An 18,635-nucleotide genomic window follows, 5' to 3' on the forward strand; every position below is an offset into this window, starting at 1 on the left:
TCAATATGTTTTCTCGCATATATTTAATTAAGTGATGCGCAAATTATAAATTAATACAATTAAAAACAATAATTGCTCAATGTTTCTAAACAATGTTATGCAACACGTTAGTTCTATTTAAGTAAATTACTAACTTTACAAGCAAATCAAAGATAGATGGAGATTCCATCTATTAACTTTAAAAAATCAACGATGGCAGGAATATACCTACATATACCCTTCTGTAAAACTCGTTGCATCTATTGTGACTTTTACACTACCACCAAAAACAGTTTGATGGAAAGTTATATATTAGCACTCTGTAACGAGTTAGAGATGCGAAAAGATTATCTACAGGGAGAACCTCTCGAAACAATTTATTTTGGAGGAGGTACCCCCTCACAGCTTTCCCTAAAGGATTTTAGCAAAATTTTCAATACGATTGAACGAGTCTACGATACGTCATATTGCAAAGAAATAACCCTTGAAGCAAATCCTGATGATTTAAGCCCTAAATACTTAAGTGAACTTGCTCAACTTCCTTTCAACCGGATAAGCATTGGTATCCAAACATTCAATGGTCCTACCTTAAAGCTACTTAAACGGCGTCATAATGCCGAGCAAGCCATCAAAGCAGTAGCGCATTCCCGAGAGGCCGGATTTAATAATATCAGTATTGATCTTATGTATGGTTTACCCGGTGAAAATGAGGAAACTTGGAAAAAAGATTTGGAGCAAGCTATAGCACTCAATGTGGAACATATTTCGGCTTATCACCTAACATACGAAAAAGGCACTCCTTTGTATCGAATGTTGAATAAGCGTGAAGTTGAAGAAGTAAACGAAGAAGTTAGTATCCGTTTTTTCTCAATCCTAACCGAGCGACTTTCTGCGGCAGGCTATGAGCAGTATGAGATATCCAACTTCTGCCTTCCCCAAAAATACTCTTGCCATAACACTTCTTATTGGAAAGGAACGAAGTATCTTGGTTGCGGGCCATCGGCTCATTCGTTTAATGGTGAAACGAGAGAATGGAACATTTCCTCAACCACTGCATATATAAAAGGTATAGAAAACAATCAACGCTCTTATAAAACAGAATGTTTGGATACGAAGACTCGATACAACGAACTGGTCATAACATCAATGCGAACTCGTTGGGGACTCTCTTTAGAACAAATAAGCCAGCGCTTTGGGCAATTTTATTTAGATTACTGCCTAACTATAGCAAACAAATATATCGCAAACGAGCAATTGGAATTACTAAACAACCACCTAAAACTAACAAAAAAAGGTATTTTCGTCTCTGATGGAATCATGAGCGACTTACTGCGAGTAGAAAACTGAAGTAGGATCAATGAGTGAAACTGAGATAAAAATACTACTACAGAAAATGCAGGACATGGATTCGGAAACAGCCTTCCGGCAATTCTATGATCTTTGTTATGACCGTTTTTTCCGTATTTCCTACTACTATGTAAAAAACAAAGCATGGACACAGGAAATTGTTCTCGACGTATTTATTAAGCTATGGGAAAAACGTTCCTCACTAATAGCAATAATTTCTTTTGAAGACTACTGCTTCATCCTTATAAAAAATGCGTCATTAAACTATCTGGAAAAAGAGTTGAAGCACTCAAGCATCGCTCCTGATATCATACCTGAGCCTGAAGGCAGAGAAGCTTCTCCAGAAGACGCCCTTATTAATGATGAACTTTTTTCCGTTTACGTAAAAGCACTTGATAGACTACCAGAACGCTGTAGAGAAATATTCATCCGCATACGAGAAGAAAAACAAAGTTATGCCCAAGTAGCTCAAGAGCTTAAAATTAGTACAAAGACTGTAGATGCACAACTCCAAAAAGCAGTTACCCGCCTCAAAGAAACTATTAACATTTATTTAACGAATAAGGAATAGGGAGATCTCTTTTTGCAGCTGTCTTTATTATTAAACAGTGCAAAAAGATGAAACTTAGCGACAATCAATTAAACGAGCTCCTCGATAAGCTAATAGCTTCCACTAAATCACCACACGGAATCTATTCAGCAACCGAGAGTTACAAAAAAATAGAAAAACGTCTATTTAGTAAGCGAGCACATACTCTAAGTGTCTCTATTCTGGCATATGCAGCAGCAATAGCACTAATTTGTGTTTTATCATGGAGTGTATATCAATACACCAAACCTGTAGAGATATTAACAACATCAACCTTAGCTGAAACAAAAAGTATTCAGTTGCCTGATGGGAGCAAAGTTGTATTAAACCATTTCTCCTCCTTAACCTATCCCAAAGAATTCAGCAATAAAGATCGTATTGTGAGTTTAAATGGTGAGGCCTACTTCGAAGTATCTAAAGATAAGAAGCATCCCTTCATCGTCAGTGCTGATGCTATAGATGTAAAAGTATTAGGTACGCACTTCAATGTAGAAGCATACAAAAGTAACAATGAGATTAAAACAACTCTATTTGAAGGATCGGTCTCTATAAAAAGTAAAGACAATTCCTCCTCTATTATACTAAACCCCAATGAAAGTGCAATTTATAATAAACTAAAGAAAAAGATTATTCACGAAACAGGTCAAAAGGTGTCTAACGAAATTGCATGGCAAAAAGGTCTCTTTATATTCAATAACCTCCCTCTAAAAGAAATTACCAGAAAATTATCTAATTCTTTCGGAGTAACAATACAAATACCCGACCAATCATTACAAAATTATAGACTAACTGCACGGTTCAATAATGAAGAAAGCTTAGAGCAAATACTCAAATTGCTCCAGACTGCGGGAGAATTCAACTATTCACAAGATGACAAACTAATACGTATTACGACTAAACTGAAATGAAAAAATCAACATTACATTTCCACCATATCAGAATATTATTTCTGATATGTACAATGACTATTGCCCTGCCGCACATTCATGCACAGTCAATAGGAACTAAACTCATTCTCAACATCAAACGAGCAAACCTTCAAGCGTTTACAACACAAATAGAGAATTCAACCGGATTTTCATTTATTTATAGTGAGGAGGTCAAGCTTAAACATCTGATCACAATTAAGGTAGAGAACAAAACTTTGCCAGAAATTCTTGATCTCGTTTTTGCTAATGAGTCTGTTAGCTATAAAATTGCAGGGAAACACATCATTCTGCAAGTAAAAAAAGAGAAAGCCGTAAGTCGGAAATTTACAATCAGCGGATATGTAACAGATGAAGTGTCTGCAGAAACTCTGATTGGTGCAAATATTCTGGAGAGTCGTCATCGCCAAGGCACGAGTACCAATCCTTACGGCTTTTACAGCATTACATTGCCCGAAGGTAGCACTGAAATCAATTTCTCGTACTTAGGTTATAACTCAAGGAAACATATTCTCTATTTAAACAAAGACACCTTGTTAAATATACGAATGAAAAGCAACAATCAACTACAAGAAGTTGTCGTATTATCAGATAAAGTAGAATCGGGTATAATAGCGACTCAAATGAGTGCCAGCGAAGTGCCTATGGTACAGATAAAGAACACACCTAGTTTGCTCGGCGAAACTGACGTATTTAAAACAATACAAATGATGCCTGGCGTGCAAACAGGAATAGAGGGATCATCAGGGTTATATGTACGAGGGGGTGGTCCCGATCAAAACTTAATATTGCTAGACGGAGTACCTGTATATAATGTAGAGCATTTGTTTGGTTTTTTTTCTGTATTTACGCCTGAATCCGTAAAAAAGGTAACCCTGTTTAAAGGCTCTTTCCCCGCCCGCTTTGGTGGACGCCTCTCTTCTGTTGTTGATATTAGAAGCAATGACGGAGATATGAAAACGTTTCACGGAGTAGTCAGCATAGGTTTACTATCGACAAAAGTAAATTTAGAAGGCCCTATCATTAAAGATCGCACATCATTTAATATTTCGGTTAGACGCTCATATCTTGATTTATTAGTACAACCATTCATGCCGGAAGATGAAAAAATTAGCTATTATTTCTATGATATCAACGCAAAGGTTAACCATAAATTTTCAGATAGAAGTCGCCTATTTGTCAACTTCTACAACGGAAAAGACCACTATCATTATAATGACACTGATGACGGAGATTATTCGAACCTTATGTATAAGGATAAATCATCTCTTAATTGGGGTAATATTATTGCGTCAGGAAGATGGAACTACATTTTTAACAATAAGCTATTTAGCAATACCACCATCGCCTACAACAACTACCAACTCGACATGAGCACAACATCGTGGAACAAAGGAAACAGAAATACAGGTATTTATGAGAATATCTACAATGCAGATTATCGCTCTGGAATTCGTGATTTAAGTTATCAAATCGATTTTGATTACAACCCTGTACCAACCCATCATATTAAGTTTGGCACTGAATATTTATATCATAGCTTTCACCCGGAAGTAATGACCTCTAAGATTTTCGACAAAGAAGAAGAGTCTATTCGCCAAGACACTATCTACCAGAGCATTTCAAACAGTAATATGTATGCCCATGAAGCATCAGCATATTTAGAAGATAATTTTGACATTTCGCCAAAGTTTCGTATGAATTTAGGAATACACCTTTCTATGTTCAATGTCCAGAAAAAAAGTTATTACTCTGTGCAACCTCGTATTTCTGCACGCTATCAGTTAATGGAACATTTAGCAATAAAAGCCGCTTATACAAAAATGGGCCAATACGTTCATTTACTTTCATCCTCAACAATTTCAATGCCTACCGATTTATGGGTACCCGTAACCAATAAGATAAAGCCAATGCAAGCACATCAATACTCACTGGGAAGTTATTACACCGGCATCAAAGGATGGGAAATTTCCGTTGAGGGATATTATAAGGATATGAAAAACGTGTTAGAATATAAAGATGGGGTCAGTTTCTTTGGATCATCATCTGGCTGGGAAAAGAAAGTTGAAATGGGACATGGGCGTTCAATAGGTATAGAGCTTATGGCCCAAAAATCCATCGGTAACACCACCGGATGGATTTCATACGCTTTGAACAAGAGTGACCGAAAATTCAGTAAAGGAGGCATCAATGATGGAGAACGTTTTCCTTATAGAAATGATAGACGCCACTGTGCAAATCTTACTGTTAACCATAAATTCAACAACCACATTGACTTCGGTGCATCATGGTCTTTTGCTAGCGGTGGAACAACAACCATTCCTGAAGAAGTTACTGCTGTAATTCGGCCTAGCGAAAGCAATAGCTATGGTGCCGGCCAGATAGGAACAGAAGATTATATTGAACACCGCAACAATTATCGACTTCCTGCCAGCCACAAATTGAACGTAAGCCTCAATATCAACAAAAAAACAAAGCACGGCATTCGCACCTGGAATTTTAGTATATATAATGTATACAACGCCATGAATCCAGCTTTTGTCTATCGCAGAAATTCATCCACAGAATACTATAATACATCGTCTGGCGAGTTCTATTCCATTTCAAAACCGGTAATCAAGAAGATTACTATTTTGCCTTGCATTCCATCTATTACTTACACCTACAAATTTTAAAGCTGAATGAAAAAAAATATATCATACCTCATTACGCTACTATTTATATCACTAACAGCTTGCGAGAATGAAATACCTTTTAATATAAAAGACAACTCTTCTAAACTTATCATCAATGCACTTATTAATGCCGATAGTGTTAGAAATATAGTATATCTCAATTTTAGCGGTAAATCTCAGCTTAGCAATGTTAAGGATGCAACAGTAAATGTATATGTGAACAACGTACTAATAGAGACTGCTCAACCTATCAATGAACAGAATGAGTCAATTGTACAAAGCACATACCTCATCACTTCGGCCTTCCATCCGGGAGATGTTATTAGAATTGACGCAAAAGCGGACGCCAATGGCAGCACTTACAATGCTTGGGCTGAGGTCATCGTGCCTCAACGTCCACAAATAGTAAGTGTAGATACATGCAGCATAATGCTCAAAACCTCAAACGGCTTCAATGACCACATGCGTTATAAAATACGAATCAAGGATAGGGAAAATGAAACAAACTTCTATCGAATTATTTTAGAGCAACAAACAAGCTTGAATGTTACACAATATTATAATAACCAAGATACAACCACAATATCCAAAAGCTACTATATGGTCACGCGCGAAGATGTGGTCTTAACTGATGGGCATCCTATGACTAGTGATGACGAAGACAATAGCCTTTTTGAAGAAACAAGAAACATTTATAATGTATTCGACGACGGTCGCTTTACCAATAAAGAATATACGATGACTATTTATGGTAGCTCTTTAAAGGAAACATGGTTATCATACGAGAATGTTAATCAGGCCCAAGTTGACGTTACAGTTCGTCTGCTAAGCATCACCGAGGTCGAGTATTATTACCTGAAGGCTCTTAATATTATAGATTCCGATACATATATAGAAGGAATAAATGAACCGATAAAAATTCCCAGCAACGTACAAGGTGGAATAGGGTTTGTAGGAGTATCTGCCGAACATCGGTACTTACTACATCTACCTGTCCAGACGTTCCACCAATAATATACACTAAACTATTATTCTCCTCTCACTTCTATATCTTTGCCTTATTACTGCTTCAGCAAGAGTATAAAGTGAAATGCGGGCTATCCGCTCCAATCTGTTCAGCATATTCACCTCTCTCGAATATTCGAGAGAGGTGAATTATCTTTTTTCCGTCAACTAGTCATCTAAAGTGTCAATTAGCGAACAATGCCCTCCTCATATTACAATTATATTTCATTATTATCTAAAAAAGTAGCATTTACCCAAGTCCGGCTTGACATACATCAATAAAACATGCTATACAACATATTTTTCCTCGTTTATTTTTCATGTTATAAAACATATTCTTATCTTTGCATAAGTAAAAAAGGAAAATAAGTTTTCAATAAGTATTAGTTTTTAGGTATAACAATTAAAAAGTAGGGATTATGAAAAGATTAGGATTAACATTAGTGGCAGCCCTCTGCCTGGCTGCTAGTTCATTTGCAGCAGGGAATCAACCTACGACTGCAAAATGGGAAGGTAACATCAACGTAAATAAGTTGAGCAAATATTTGAAACTGACTTCTGCTCAGACAGAAGAAGTTGCTAACATCTCTGATTATTTCACAGAACAGATGGGAAAAGCAAGTAACTCATCAAAGAAACAAGACGAATTGCTTAAAAATGCAGTTTACGGTAACTTGAAATTGATGAAAAAGACTCTTTCTCCAGAACAGTATAGTAAGTATACTACAGTTCTGAACATTACTTTGCAAAACAAAGGAATTGAATTGAAATAAGATCAACAGATTAAATTATAGAAAAAAGGGTATTGCAGCTTCTGCTGAGAATACCCTTTTTTTATGCTTATTTTATCGTCACCATAGTAGCTCCAAAGCCATATTCTTGAAACGATGCGTCCTGAGACTTGCATGCACCGTATTTACGTTTAAGCTCCTCCAAAACAGCTTTGCGCAACACTCCATCCCCTTTTCCATGAATAAAAACGATCTTCTGTTCACGTTTGCTCTTGTATTCCTCCATCACTTCTCGAAACTTTCCTAACTGATAATTCAATATCTCACTGTTGCTCATCCCCTTCGTATCATCCAACAGTTCATTGATGTGCAAATCAACTTCTAAAATTGAATTTTTCACATCATGCTTCACCAAAGGCTGGAGTTTAGGTCTATCAACTTCTTTTTTTTGCAATAATGCCATTTGAATTTCATCGGCCAACACATACACCTGCTTAACAGGAATATCATTTTTCACAATGTCGTAAATTAGAGCAGGTTCCACAAAATAGGTCGATTCATGAAAAGTATGTAACTTGTAGAATTTCACGGTATCAATCCGCAATTCCACACTAACCGATGGCTTTTGCGCAAACGTTCTGCCGTCTTTGAATGCAATGAGTTCTACACCCAGTCGCTCCATTTCATTCAGAATCTCTTTTGAGAATTCTTCCAGCAGAAACTTTGTATTCGGTTCAAGTAAACCATGAGAACGAGTCTTCCACGCTTTACCTTCAGCACTCAGATAGGTATAATAGATATAGTAATTACTATCATTTACTAAATATGCCTCAAACGAGGTGCTACTGATCGTTTTCACGTCAACAGGCACAAAAGCAAGAACTACATTCAGACTGTCTCCTCCACGCATTTCTACCGGACGAGGAGTTATTTCAGGTTTACTCATCTTCACCTCCACCGGCTTAGCAACAGGTGCAGATTTTCGTTTCAAATTATAGTCATCTGTTTCTATCACTACACATTCGCGAGCAAGCATTGGAATATCAAAACCATCGGCATCTTCAACCAACACGATATCTTTACCCCGAAAACTTTTCACAATTCCTCCACCAACTTCGCTAAGGAATCGTACTTTATCTCCAATTTTCATAAGCTCATTTACTGATTTGATTCTTTATATCAGCAAATATCGCTACTTTTGCCGAAGAAAGAAAGGAATCATGAAAGAAAACCCTAAACATATACGAATCAGCGAATATAATTATCCACTTCCGGATGAACGCATCGCTAAGTTTCCCTTACCAATAAGAGATCAATCGAAACTACTCGTCTACCGCCATGGTGAGATTACAGAAGATTTGTTCACTTCACTGCCATCTTACCTACCGCAAGGCAGTCTGATGATCTTCAACAACACAAAGGTGATTCAGGCCAGGCTCCATTTCAGAAAAGAGACCGGCGCATTAATAGAAATCTTCTGTCTGGAACCAATCGCACCCAATGATTACGTACTCAATTTTCAGCAAACTCAACATGCTGCTTGGTTATGCATGATTGGCAATCTAAAAAAATGGAAAGAAGGTGATCTGCACAAGAAAATAACGGTGAAAGGAAAAAAAATTATTCTCACTGCTTTGCGGGGAAAATATCATGGAACAAGCCATTGGATCGATTTTATCTGGAACGACTCTGAAATAACTTTTGCCGACATACTGGAAGAATTTGGCGAACTGCCCATTCCTCCATACCTAAACCGTGAAACACAGGAGAGTGATAAAAATACTTATCAAACGGTTTATTCAAAAATAAAAGGATCGGTAGCCGCTCCTACTGCCGGTTTACACTTTACTCCCCGCGTATTAGATGCTCTCAAAGAAAAAGGAGTAGACTGCGAAGAATTGACTTTGCACGTAGGTGCCGGAACATTTAAACCTGTGAAAAGTGAAGAAATAAAAGGGCACGCAATGCATACAGAATACATTTCTGTATCTCGCAGCACATTGGAGAAGTTAATAGAACATCATGCAGAAGCCATTGCCGTAGGAACTACTTCCGTACGTACACTAGAAAGCTTATATCATATTGGCGTTACACTTTTTAATAACCCCGATGCGCAGGAGAGTGAATTGCATGTACAACAATGGCAGCCATACGAAGCAGCAAGCAATTCAGAAATCCCTCCGGTAGAAGCTTTGCAATGCATCATTAGCTATCTCGACCGCCACAGCATGGAGACTTTGCATACCAGTACTCAAATTATCATTGCCCCGGGATATGAATACAAGATAGTAAAAGCAATGGTAACAAATTTCCATCAGCCACAAAGTACACTGTTGCTACTTGTTTCAGCTTTTGTAAAAGGCAACTGGAAGGCTATATACAACTATGCCCTAAGCCACGATTTCCGTTTCCTGAGCTATGGTGATTCTTCCTTATTAATTCCCTAATAAATGTTCTATATGAATCAAGACAATAAGCAAGAAATTTTTCCTATCGTAGACGAAGATGGAAACATTATCAACTCTGCCACTCGGGGAGAGTGCCATAGTGGAAGCATGCTGCTACATCCCGTCATTCATCTACATGTATTTAACTCCAAAGGAGAGCTTTATCTACAGAAACGTCCTGAATGGAAAGACGTACAACCCGGCAAATGGGATACTTCCGTGGGCGGACATGTAGACTTGGGCGAGAGTATAGAGATTGCTCTAAAGCGAGAAGCTGTAGAGGAGCTGGGTATAACCGATTTCATTCCTCAGCAACTCGCTCATTACATTTTTGAATCTACCCGCGAACGAGAGATGGTCTTTACTCACAAAACGGTATATGATGGCGTTATCTCACCTAGCGACGAGCTGGATGGTGGACGCTTCTGGAGTATTAAGGAGATAAAAGCGAATATAGGCAAAGGTATTTTCACGCCAAACTTTGAAGGAGAGGTAGAGAGAATCAACTTGCTATAAAAAACCTCGCAACATAATATGTTGAGAAAATGCAAACATACACTAAAGTAGAAGCTATTAAACGCATAAATCTGCTTGCTAATTCCCAAAAGCCGTTTGTGTGCATTATAAACTACAAACAAGATTGTTCTTTTATTGAGGAGGTATGTCATATTGACCCCGCAACACTGCTTTATAGCGTAAACGGGCATAGCAATTACAGCATCCCTTCAGGGAAAGAGCAAAAGAAAAATATCTGCTGGCAATCTCAGCCTATCCCATTCACTGCCTATAAACACTCTTTCGATATCGTCCATAAAAACATCCTATTAGGAAACAGTTTTCTCACAAACCTGACCTGCCGGACTCCGATATCTACCGACCTGAACCTGAAAGATCTATTCATTTACTCGAAAGCTCCATACAAAGTCTGGCTGAAAGATGAATTAGTTTGCTTCTCGCCGGAAATTTTCATCCGAATAAACAAGGGAAAAATCCATTCCTATCCAATGAAAGGAACCATCGATGCAACTTTGCCAGATGCAAAAGAGCAGCTCCTTAACGACCCTAAAGAAATGGCGGAACATGCAACCATCACAGATCTTATTCGCAATGATCTCAGCATCGTTGCCGAACAAGTGAGTGTAAGCCGTTATCGGTATGTAGAAACGATACAAACCAACCACGGCCCCATCTTGCAAACAAGTACGGAAATCAGCGGACAGCTTCCTCCCGATTACGGTTCACATCTGGGTGAGATACTCTTCAAACTTCTTCCAGCAGGCTCCATCACCGGAGCACCAAAACCCAAAACTGTCGAAATTATAGCAGAGGCAGAAGATTATGAACGTGGGTTTTACTCTGGTATAGTCGGTTATTTCGATGGTGAAAACTTTGATAGTGCTGTTATGATTCGCTTTATCGAACAAAAGGACGGCAAACTATTCTTTAAAAGCGGAGGTGGAGTCACTAGCCAAAGTAATGCAAAAAATGAATATTTAGAAATGATACAGAAAGTTTATGTGCCTATTTATTGAAACGATACGGATAGAAGACGGTGTGGTGTGTAACCTTACATACCACAACAAAAGAATGAACGAGACTCGTGCTGCGCACTTCGGACAGTTATCACCTCTCAATTTATTCGACTACATCATGCCCCCACAAAGTGAAGGTCGCATAAAGTGCAGAGTGATTTATCAGGAGAAAATAGAAGAAGTAACTTATGCTCCATATACCGTTCGCCCTATTCATTCCTTGCAGTTAATCAATTCAGACGTGATTGATTATCATCACAAAAGCACAGACCGAGACACGCTCAATAGTCTTTTTGCCCAACGATGCAATCAAGACGACGTGCTCATTGTAAAGAATGGTTTGCTAACCGATACTTCCATCGCCAATATAGCTCTCTTTGATGGAAAAGATTGGTTTACGCCATCCACTCCACTCCTTAAAGGTACTCAAAGAGCATTTCTCCTCGACAAGGGATTAATAGAAGAAAAACAGATTCGTGTGGAAGAGTTGTATTTCTACCAAAAAATAGCCCTGTTTAATGCAATGATTCCTTTCGGTGAAATCGTTTTCAGTACCGACAAAATATTCTAAACCAATCTTCTCATAAATAGCTATAGCTTATAATTCCAGGGAAGTACAACTCGCCATTTTGTTTCTAGTAATGAAACTAAGGTTTTCTCACGTTGAGACAAAAGGTTTGACGTGCTGAAAAAAAAGTTTCAACACGTCAAACCTTTTGTCTCAACGTATAAGAATATTATGAAACTAATATTCGCACCAGATTTGCCCTGTACTTCCCTGGAAATAGTTGACTATGATTTTATTTATCTCTATATTTGGTTGACTATAAAAAACACTATACCTAAAATTAGTTTCCTTTCTTTAGCCTTATTCCCAAACTGAGTTGATCAATTATTTAGTCTCCATCAAACTGATTGCGTATCCTCCTCCCGGAGCCGCTTTTAGTTTCAATTTTGTTTTATTCGTTACCACACGATGCGTTATTTGATAGGCTTGTGGATTCTTCTCATAATCAGCATCCTTTGCATCGGCATAAATAGTTGCCTGATACTTCTTTCCAGGATCAAGAAAATCAAGAGACAGATTAGAGAGATGTCCATTCTCATCACTAGTACAACCAACAAACCAGTTATTAGTACCTTTCGCTTTGCGAGCTACCGTGATATAATCACCCGGTTCAGCTTCCAGATACTTACTATCATCCCAATCTACTGCTACATCTTTGATGAATTGAAAAGCATCCATAAAGCGTTCGTAGTTTTCCGGAAGATCTGCCGCCATCTGCAAAGGACTATACATTGTGACATACAAGGCCAACTGGCGGCACAAAGTGGTACGTACCCATGATTTGTTATTTGGATTCACTTTCCATATTTTTGTTTCAAAAATGCCCGGAGTATAATCCATCGGACCACCCATCAAACGAGTGAAAGGTAAGATGGTGGTATGATCCGGATGACTTCCGCCAAAAGCTTCATACTCCGTACCACGGGCAGATTCATTACCGATCAGGTTAGGATACGTACGGCAAAGTCCGGTAGGACGAACAGCCTCATGAGCATTCACCATGATTTTATAATCGGCAGCCTTCTTTACGGCATACAGATAATGATTATTCATCCATTGCCCGTAATGATGTTCACCACGAGGAATGATATCCCCTACATAACCACTCTTCACTGCATTATAGCCATTGTCTATCATAAACTGATATGCTTTATCCATGTGCCTTTCATAATTGCGTACTGAAGAAGAAGTCTCATGGTGCATCATCAAGCGAACCCCTTTGCTCTTCGCATAATTCTGTAACATCTTCACGTCAAAATCGGGATAAGGAGTCACAAAATCAAACACATCATCTTTTGAGTGCCCAAACCAATCCTCCCAACCTTCGTTCCATCCCTCTACCAGCACCTGATCAAAACCATTCTTAGCTGCAAAGTCTATGTATTTTCTCACATTCTCATTATTAGCAGAATGCTTGCCGTTCGGTTTGCTCTTCGTATAATCCGTTTCGCCCAACTTTACAGAAGACAGTTCGTCAGTATATGCCCAAGAACCTTTTCCGGTAATCATTTCCCACCACACACCTACATACTTAACCGGTTTTATCCATGAAGTATCTTTTATCTTACAAGGCTCATTCAGATTCAAGATAAGATGTGAAGCCAGAATTTTGCAGGCATCGTCACTTACCATTACCGTTCTCCATGGCGATTTACACGGAGTTTGCATATATCCTTTATTTCCCAACGCATCAGGAGTCAGCCACGATTCAAATACCAGGTTCTTATCATCCAGATTTAGATGCATACAAGAATAATCCACCAAAGCAGCTTCATGCAGATTGATATATAGCCCGTCATCACTCTTCATCATCAAAGAGGTCTGCACACCTGTTGGTGAAAATTGAGTTTGAGAAGCATTGCTACTAATAGATGCCTGCATCAGTCCTCTTATTTCAGTCAACTTTGACGTTGTATAGTCATACTCCTGCGTATCGTAATCTCCCGCAATCCAATAAGCAGTATGATTGCCTGCCATGGCAAATTGAGAATGCTCCTCAGCAATTACAAAATAGTTCAGATTCTTTTGCTGCGGAAACTCATAACGGAATCCCATTCCATCATCGTATACCCTAAAACGGATCAGAATAAAACGATCCATTGCCGGTTGGTTCAGTTTCACTGTCAACTCGTTGTAGTTGTTTCTGATATTCTTCACTTCACCCCATACAGGTTGCCATGTTTCATCAAAAGTAGTGGTTTTAGAATCAACTAATTCAAAGCCGTTATACAAAGAAGATTGACCCACTTTACCTGATTTTGAAAAATCATTGAAAGAGACAGGCGCATTTCCGCCCTTCAGTTCAAGACCTAATTTACTCTCTTTTATAACAGGCTTACCCTTGTAACTTAATTCATATACCGGCACACCCTCTTTTACCTCAAAATTCAGCACCAACTCTCCATTCGGAGATTTTATCTGTTCGGCTTTCATCGCTACTGCCCAAAAAAGTAATGCTATACCCAATAATACCTTTTTCATTCTGTCTATCTAATTTTAAATTTAGTAATTGATAAGCACCTGTTTTTGCACACCTACGTCGGGCAATTTCACCTTGCAAACATGAGCCTCTTTATCCCATGTCCAAGTAATAGATTCCGTATTACCTTCAATACTTTCATTGAAAACGGCAACTTTTACTTTCTTCAACTTCTTTCCGTCCATCGTTATCTGTTTAGGAACCGCAGATGTATAAACAGCAAACACAAAATTACGCTTCCCCGGAGTCTGATATCCCTTGCCCTCACGAGCAAACAACGTAAGTTCGTATCTCTTGGCCAATGTCTGGAAACTAATGGGAGTCTTCATAAACTCATCACGCTGATAACCTAAATCCTCGCCCTCATCTTCGTACAAAGAGAACTGCGCGATCTCTCCCTCTTGCGCAGGAAACACCTCAAAGGTTATAGGGTAGACCTCTCTCTCGTTTGTATAGTTCAGCACAGGCATCGTTGGTATAATAGAACCCTGTTTCACAAACATCGGAATAACATTCAGCGGAGCATCAACAGTTGTCCATTGTTCACCATTCAACACGGTTTGTTTATTATTGTAATTTATCCATTTTCCTTCGGGCAAATAAACGTTTTTAGTACGAGCACCCTTTTTCACAACAGGAGCCACCAGTAGCTCTTTGCCAAACATGAACTGCGCATCTGTACCAACCGTTTCCGCATCAAGCGGATATTCCATAAACATCGGGCGCATAATAGGTAATCCCTTATCATGAGCCTCGCGGGCATAGGTATAAATATAGGGCATCAAACGGTATTTCAGTTCGATGGCAGCTTTCGCGTTCTGTTCAGCCTCAGCACCAAATAGCCACGGCTCAACTGCCACATCACCTTCATGGTGAATACGGCTCAACGGATTAAATGCTCCAAACTGTATCCAACGGGTATAGAGCTCGGCCATTGCCGGATAATCTTCAATATCGCCACAATAACCGGTAATATCACAAGTCACAAACGGGATCAATCCCAATCCTGCCGATAACGTCACAGGAATCTGGTTCGCCAATTGTCCCCAACCTTGTAGCACATCATTTCCATTGCCACTATCTCCTGTCCAACCAAACGTATAACGCTGCAAACCCGCATAAGCTGCGCGAGTCATCTGGAATACACGACGGTCGGGATTACGTTTTTCAAATTGTTCCTTCACCACCTTGTCCCAAGTCAGTCCATATACATTATGAATTTCATCGTGCATTCCCAAATGATGCTTCATCACCAAACGCTCCGTCTGGTCTTCATTGCTCCATGCCGGTTCGCCCATGTCAGTCCAGAAACCGGCAACGCCATCATCAATCGGTTTTTGTTGATAAGCTCCCCACCAATCGGCCACTTTAGGAAGAGTAAAGTCCACAACGCCACAGTTTCCACCCCATGGCCAAGGCATATCATAACTTTCTCCGGTAACACTGTCTTTCACAAAATAACCCATCGCATCGGCCTCTTTCCATTGTTTCTCATTAGCCTGCGAAATCACCGGATCCTGAGAGACAATTACCTTAAAGCCCATCTCCTTCAAGTCCGACAACATCTTTCTCGGATTTTCATAGTTACCTTTCCGCCACTCAAAATCCTGCAAGTTCTGTGTCCAACCAATATCCTGATAGATAATATCACAAGGAATTCCACGATTACGATATCCTTTCGCTATATCGCGGGTTAGCTTTTCGTTCGTCAGCAAGCCCCGACATTGTGCAAAGCCCAACGCCCATTTGGGAGGCATAATGGCTTTACCCGTCAATTCCACATACTCACCCATAATCTCCTTATAATCTTTGCCGAAGATAAAGTAATAAACCATCTCCCCGTCGGGCGCTTCAAAACTATAATAATCACGGCTCTCGGTACCAAACTTAAACTCTGTTTTATACGTATTATCTAAAAACAGACCATAGTGATAGCTACTCATAAAAAACGGAATGCTCTTATACAGAGGGTCCTCGGCAATGCTGTAGCACGGCTTGTCACTGTTCCACATTTTATAAGCCTCTCCCCTGCGATCCATTTTACCCGTCTTCTCGCCCAAACCAAAAAAGTGTTCGTCGCGTCTCAACGTTTTGTATTCAATCTTTTTAGAACCTTCGCTCACATGCCCCTTATCTGCATAATCGCTGAATATCAGTTTCTGATACTTATCAAATATTTGCAGACTGCACGGCTTTTTATTTACCCGGATGCGAAGCTTTGAAGTAAACAATTCATAGCAAGCAGGTTGTTCCTCTACCCGAATAGTATCTATACTTTCTAATTGCTCATTTATAACAGCAAACGAAGAGCTCTTCCGCTGAAAGTTACCATCCGGAGAGAACCATATCTTTACCACCGACTGACTGCATAGCTGTAGTTGCAGTCCTGCACTATCCGTTAAGTGAAAAATCACCTGGTTTCCCTGCAAAAAATAAGAGGAGCAATTTCTCGAAACATTTGCCATAAGCGGCAAGTTCAATAATAAGCCAAGGGCTATAATTAATAGTCTGTTTTTCATTCCAATCTTTTTTATTATTCAAGCACCACCATTGACCAATACTTCAGCGAAGGCAGCACAAACGAAATCGTTCCGTCTTTCTGCACAAAGGCCAGTTCCTGCGGCACACCACCGTGTACATCGGGCGAAGCCACCCATATTTTGTTCACCTTACCATTCGAAGTCAATTGCAAAGGAAGTGCCGACAGCAGGTTCGGTTCAGGCATGTCACCGTTCAAATCGCGCCAACTCACATTATTTGCCTGAGAAAAATTAATTAAGTGAATCACTTGCCTGTTATCCACTACCTTTGATAAAGCAGTGACATATCCTACCTTTGGAGGCCAGACAGACAGTTTCACCTTTGCATTTGTCGTGCTCAAGTTCACTACGTTTTCAGTACCACCGTCTCTGAGCAGATTCTCATAAGCCGTCATAAAATCATAATAATGCGTCATAGCTGTTTTCAGAACCGTGTTCATCGATAAATTACTGTTCGGGAAATACTCTTTACACAGCATGTGATCACCTCCAAGTTCCAAGTGCGAACCACCCAGAGCAAACATCACCGCATCGGTAAGCAATATCCCCGGAGTATTAAATACCCCCTTGGAATCGGCAATGTTATAATTCATATACGCAGCAAAAACCGTTTTCAATTTATCACTTCCATACACATTGTTTGCTTTGACAATCGTTTTCAGATCATCAAAGTCAGCTTCATCGCTCCAAACCTCGTTATAGAGAAAATCAACCTTCCCTGTTTCTGCTATTTGTTTAGCCCCATAACTGCTAACCGCATTCATCACCAATCGCTTATCAGGATGCGCAGTCTTCATTGCTTCAATAAACGAAGCATATCCTTTCAGCAGATTCACTGTTGCACCACTATAATCATACAGAGTACCGCGTTGTCCCAACTGATCTATCTGATAACCATCGAAATCAAGATTGGTATATACATCATCATTACGCTGAGCCATATACTCTTGCCACTCCATATTAGCCGGATTAACCAGATAGATATCGCTCTTCCAACTACTTGGCAAATCATGACTATCTTTGGAAGTGTGAGAAGCATCTTTAAAAAGATACCACTCCTCCTTCACACCATCGGTAGCCGCATCGGACAAAGCACCGAGACACAAATTGTAAAGCATAGATTTCATTCCAAACTCATGCTGCGCTTTAATATAGTTTTTCACAGCACTTGTGTAAATAGTACGATTGGCAATGTCGGTATATGTATCGTCCAACTTCTCTCTTGTGCCACCCAAAGGCCAATGATGCTTTTTATGCCAGTCCTGAAACTGTACTCCGTTGATGTGATGCCTACTCAGGTAAGCCATCTCTTCGCGCGTTACTTCATCTGTTTTATCCTGACCGAAAGTAGCCACGAATCCATATCGAGGAAAACGTGTCCAATCACTGGAAACATCTATGGCAACAGAGCCAAGAATCACCTCCGTTCCGTCAGATTCTGTCTGGTACAGATCCACCATATATCCCGTAAAATCATTCGACGGAGCACTCCATGTCCATGTTGCCGAACTCAGACTTTTCTCTTCAATCACCGTTGTCAGGTGCCGGTAACGGACTTTCGTGCCCGCTGATACATTATCGGCAGTGAACAAAATCGCCTCTCCCGGCTTATAGCAAGCTTTATCAGTAGAAATATCCACAGTCAGGCCCGATTTGACAGTAGTCACTTTGATAACACCGCCTGATTCTCCGCCACCTTGTCCGGGTTCTTCGCCTTTGCTACAAGACGTGAAAAATAACATCGTAATAAATACATATGTAAATCTGCCCATTATCCTATCTTTTAAGATGAAGAGCGACCGGCTGATGACTACCCA

Annotated in this window: 14 protein-coding genes; 10 read left to right on the forward strand and 4 right to left on the reverse strand. The window is 39.6% G+C overall.

Translation table 11 applies throughout. The features are described from left to right. Positions 1-192 precede the first annotated feature (192 nt). The 6 genes from hemW (at position 193) to BQ5338_RS12735 (ending at position 7,294) form a co-directional block, all read left to right on the forward strand. A complete protein-coding gene (gene hemW, locus BQ5338_RS12710; RefSeq protein ID WP_071147868.1) occupies positions 193-1,326 on the forward strand; it encodes a radical SAM family heme chaperone HemW in 1,134 nt (377 codons plus the stop codon). A 10-nt stretch (positions 1,327-1,336) separates the two neighbouring features. After that, entirely contained in the window at positions 1,337-1,897 is a 561-nt protein-coding gene (locus BQ5338_RS12715; protein WP_071147203.1) for an RNA polymerase sigma-70 factor, read from the forward strand. 47 nt (positions 1,898-1,944) lie between these two features. Then, positions 1,945-2,823 carry a FecR family protein gene (locus BQ5338_RS12720; protein ID WP_071147204.1) on the forward strand — a complete coding sequence of 293 codons (879 nt, stop codon included), beginning with the start codon at positions 1,945-1,947 and terminating at the stop codon, positions 2,821-2,823. Then, positions 2,820-5,516: a TonB-dependent receptor gene (locus BQ5338_RS12725; RefSeq protein ID WP_071147205.1), complete on the forward strand. Its 2,697-nt coding sequence runs from the start codon at positions 2,820-2,822 to the stop codon at positions 5,514-5,516. Before BQ5338_RS12720 ends, BQ5338_RS12725 begins: the two co-directional genes overlap by 4 nt. Before the next feature lie 6 nt (positions 5,517-5,522). Beyond that, on the forward strand, positions 5,523-6,530 hold the full coding sequence (locus BQ5338_RS12730) for a DUF4249 domain-containing protein (protein ID WP_071147206.1): 1,008 nt from the start codon (positions 5,523-5,525) through the stop codon (positions 6,528-6,530). Positions 6,531-6,940: 410 nt separating this feature from the next. Beyond that, complete coding sequence (locus tag BQ5338_RS12735) at positions 6,941-7,294, forward strand: hypothetical protein (RefSeq protein ID WP_071147207.1); 354 nt, start codon at positions 6,941-6,943, stop codon at positions 7,292-7,294. Positions 7,295-7,361: 67 nt separating this feature from the next. Here BQ5338_RS12735 and BQ5338_RS12740 read toward each other — a convergent pair whose 3' ends face one another. Then, a complete protein-coding gene (locus BQ5338_RS12740) occupies positions 7,362-8,402 on the reverse strand; it encodes a DUF2027 domain-containing protein (protein WP_071147208.1) in 1,041 nt (346 codons plus the stop codon). Positions 8,403-8,472: 70 nt separating this feature from the next. On the opposite strand from BQ5338_RS12740, the gene BQ5338_RS12745 reads away from it, so the two are divergent. The 4 genes from BQ5338_RS12745 to BQ5338_RS12760 are packed head-to-tail and all read left to right on the forward strand — an operon-like array spanning position 8,473 to position 11,802. Beyond that, on the forward strand, positions 8,473-9,699 hold the full coding sequence (locus BQ5338_RS12745; RefSeq protein WP_071147209.1) for an S-adenosylmethionine:tRNA ribosyltransferase-isomerase: 1,227 nt from the start codon (positions 8,473-8,475) through the stop codon (positions 9,697-9,699). 12 nt (positions 9,700-9,711) lie between these two features. Then, entirely contained in the window at positions 9,712-10,215 is a 504-nt protein-coding gene (locus BQ5338_RS12750; protein WP_071147869.1) for an NUDIX hydrolase, read from the forward strand. Positions 10,216-10,244: 29 nt separating this feature from the next. After that, positions 10,245-11,231 (forward strand): aminodeoxychorismate synthase component I, encoded by a 987-nt coding sequence (locus tag BQ5338_RS12755; RefSeq protein WP_071147210.1) that lies wholly within the window; start codon positions 10,245-10,247, stop codon positions 11,229-11,231. After that, on the forward strand, positions 11,215-11,802 hold the full coding sequence (locus BQ5338_RS12760) for an aminotransferase class IV family protein (protein WP_071147211.1): 588 nt from the start codon (positions 11,215-11,217) through the stop codon (positions 11,800-11,802). Before BQ5338_RS12755 ends, BQ5338_RS12760 begins: the two co-directional genes overlap by 17 nt. Before the next feature lie 321 nt (positions 11,803-12,123). Here BQ5338_RS12760 and BQ5338_RS12765 read toward each other — a convergent pair whose 3' ends face one another. Genes BQ5338_RS12765 through BQ5338_RS12775 form a run of 3 tightly spaced genes read right to left on the reverse strand, consistent with a single transcriptional unit; the run spans position 12,124 to position 18,590 of the window. Continuing rightward, on the reverse strand, positions 12,124-14,280 hold the full coding sequence (locus tag BQ5338_RS12765; RefSeq protein ID WP_071147212.1) for a glycoside hydrolase family 97 protein: 2,157 nt from the start codon (positions 14,278-14,280) through the stop codon (positions 12,124-12,126). 21 nt (positions 14,281-14,301) lie between these two features. After that, positions 14,302-16,797: a glycoside hydrolase family 31 protein gene (locus BQ5338_RS12770; RefSeq protein ID WP_071147213.1), complete on the reverse strand. Its 2,496-nt coding sequence runs from the start codon at positions 16,795-16,797 to the stop codon at positions 14,302-14,304. A gap of 14 nt (positions 16,798-16,811) precedes the next feature. Continuing rightward, on the reverse strand, positions 16,812-18,590 hold the full coding sequence (locus BQ5338_RS12775) for an endo-dextranase (protein ID WP_071147214.1): 1,779 nt from the start codon (positions 18,588-18,590) through the stop codon (positions 16,812-16,814). Positions 18,591-18,635: the final 45 nt, after the last annotated feature.

The organism is Bacteroides ihuae, from assembly GCF_900104585.1.
In the GTDB taxonomy this organism is placed as follows: Bacteria; Bacteroidota; Bacteroidia; order Bacteroidales; family Bacteroidaceae; genus Bacteroides; species Bacteroides ihuae.

Excerpts from the sequence above, each read along its gene's own strand:
- hemW (WP_071147868.1), top strand. The coding sequence starts at position 193 with ATGGCAGGAATATACCTACATATACCCTTCTGTAAAACTCGTTGCATC.
- BQ5338_RS12715 (WP_071147203.1), top strand. The coding sequence starts at position 1,337 with ATGAGTGAAACTGAGATAAAAATACTACTACAGAAAATGCAGGACATG.
- BQ5338_RS12720 (WP_071147204.1), top strand. The coding sequence starts at position 1,945 with ATGAAACTTAGCGACAATCAATTAAACGAGCTCCTCGATAAGCTAATA.
- BQ5338_RS12725 (WP_071147205.1), top strand. The coding sequence starts at position 2,820 with ATGAAAAAATCAACATTACATTTCCACCATATCAGAATATTATTTCTG.
- BQ5338_RS12730 (WP_071147206.1), top strand. The coding sequence starts at position 5,523 with ATGAAAAAAAATATATCATACCTCATTACGCTACTATTTATATCACTA.
- BQ5338_RS12735 (WP_071147207.1), top strand. The coding sequence starts at position 6,941 with ATGAAAAGATTAGGATTAACATTAGTGGCAGCCCTCTGCCTGGCTGCT.
- BQ5338_RS12740 (WP_071147208.1), bottom strand. The coding sequence starts at position 8,402 with ATGAAAATTGGAGATAAAGTACGATTCCTTAGCGAAGTTGGTGGAGGA.
- BQ5338_RS12745 (WP_071147209.1), top strand. The coding sequence starts at position 8,473 with ATGAAAGAAAACCCTAAACATATACGAATCAGCGAATATAATTATCCA.
- BQ5338_RS12750 (WP_071147869.1), top strand. The coding sequence starts at position 9,712 with ATGAATCAAGACAATAAGCAAGAAATTTTTCCTATCGTAGACGAAGAT.
- BQ5338_RS12755 (WP_071147210.1), top strand. The coding sequence starts at position 10,245 with ATGCAAACATACACTAAAGTAGAAGCTATTAAACGCATAAATCTGCTT.
- BQ5338_RS12760 (WP_071147211.1), top strand. The coding sequence starts at position 11,215 with ATGTGCCTATTTATTGAAACGATACGGATAGAAGACGGTGTGGTGTGT.
- BQ5338_RS12765 (WP_071147212.1), bottom strand. The coding sequence starts at position 14,280 with ATGAAAAAGGTATTATTGGGTATAGCATTACTTTTTTGGGCAGTAGCG.
- BQ5338_RS12770 (WP_071147213.1), bottom strand. The coding sequence starts at position 16,797 with ATGAAAAACAGACTATTAATTATAGCCCTTGGCTTATTATTGAACTTG.
- BQ5338_RS12775 (WP_071147214.1), bottom strand. The coding sequence starts at position 18,590 with ATGGGCAGATTTACATATGTATTTATTACGATGTTATTTTTCACGTCT.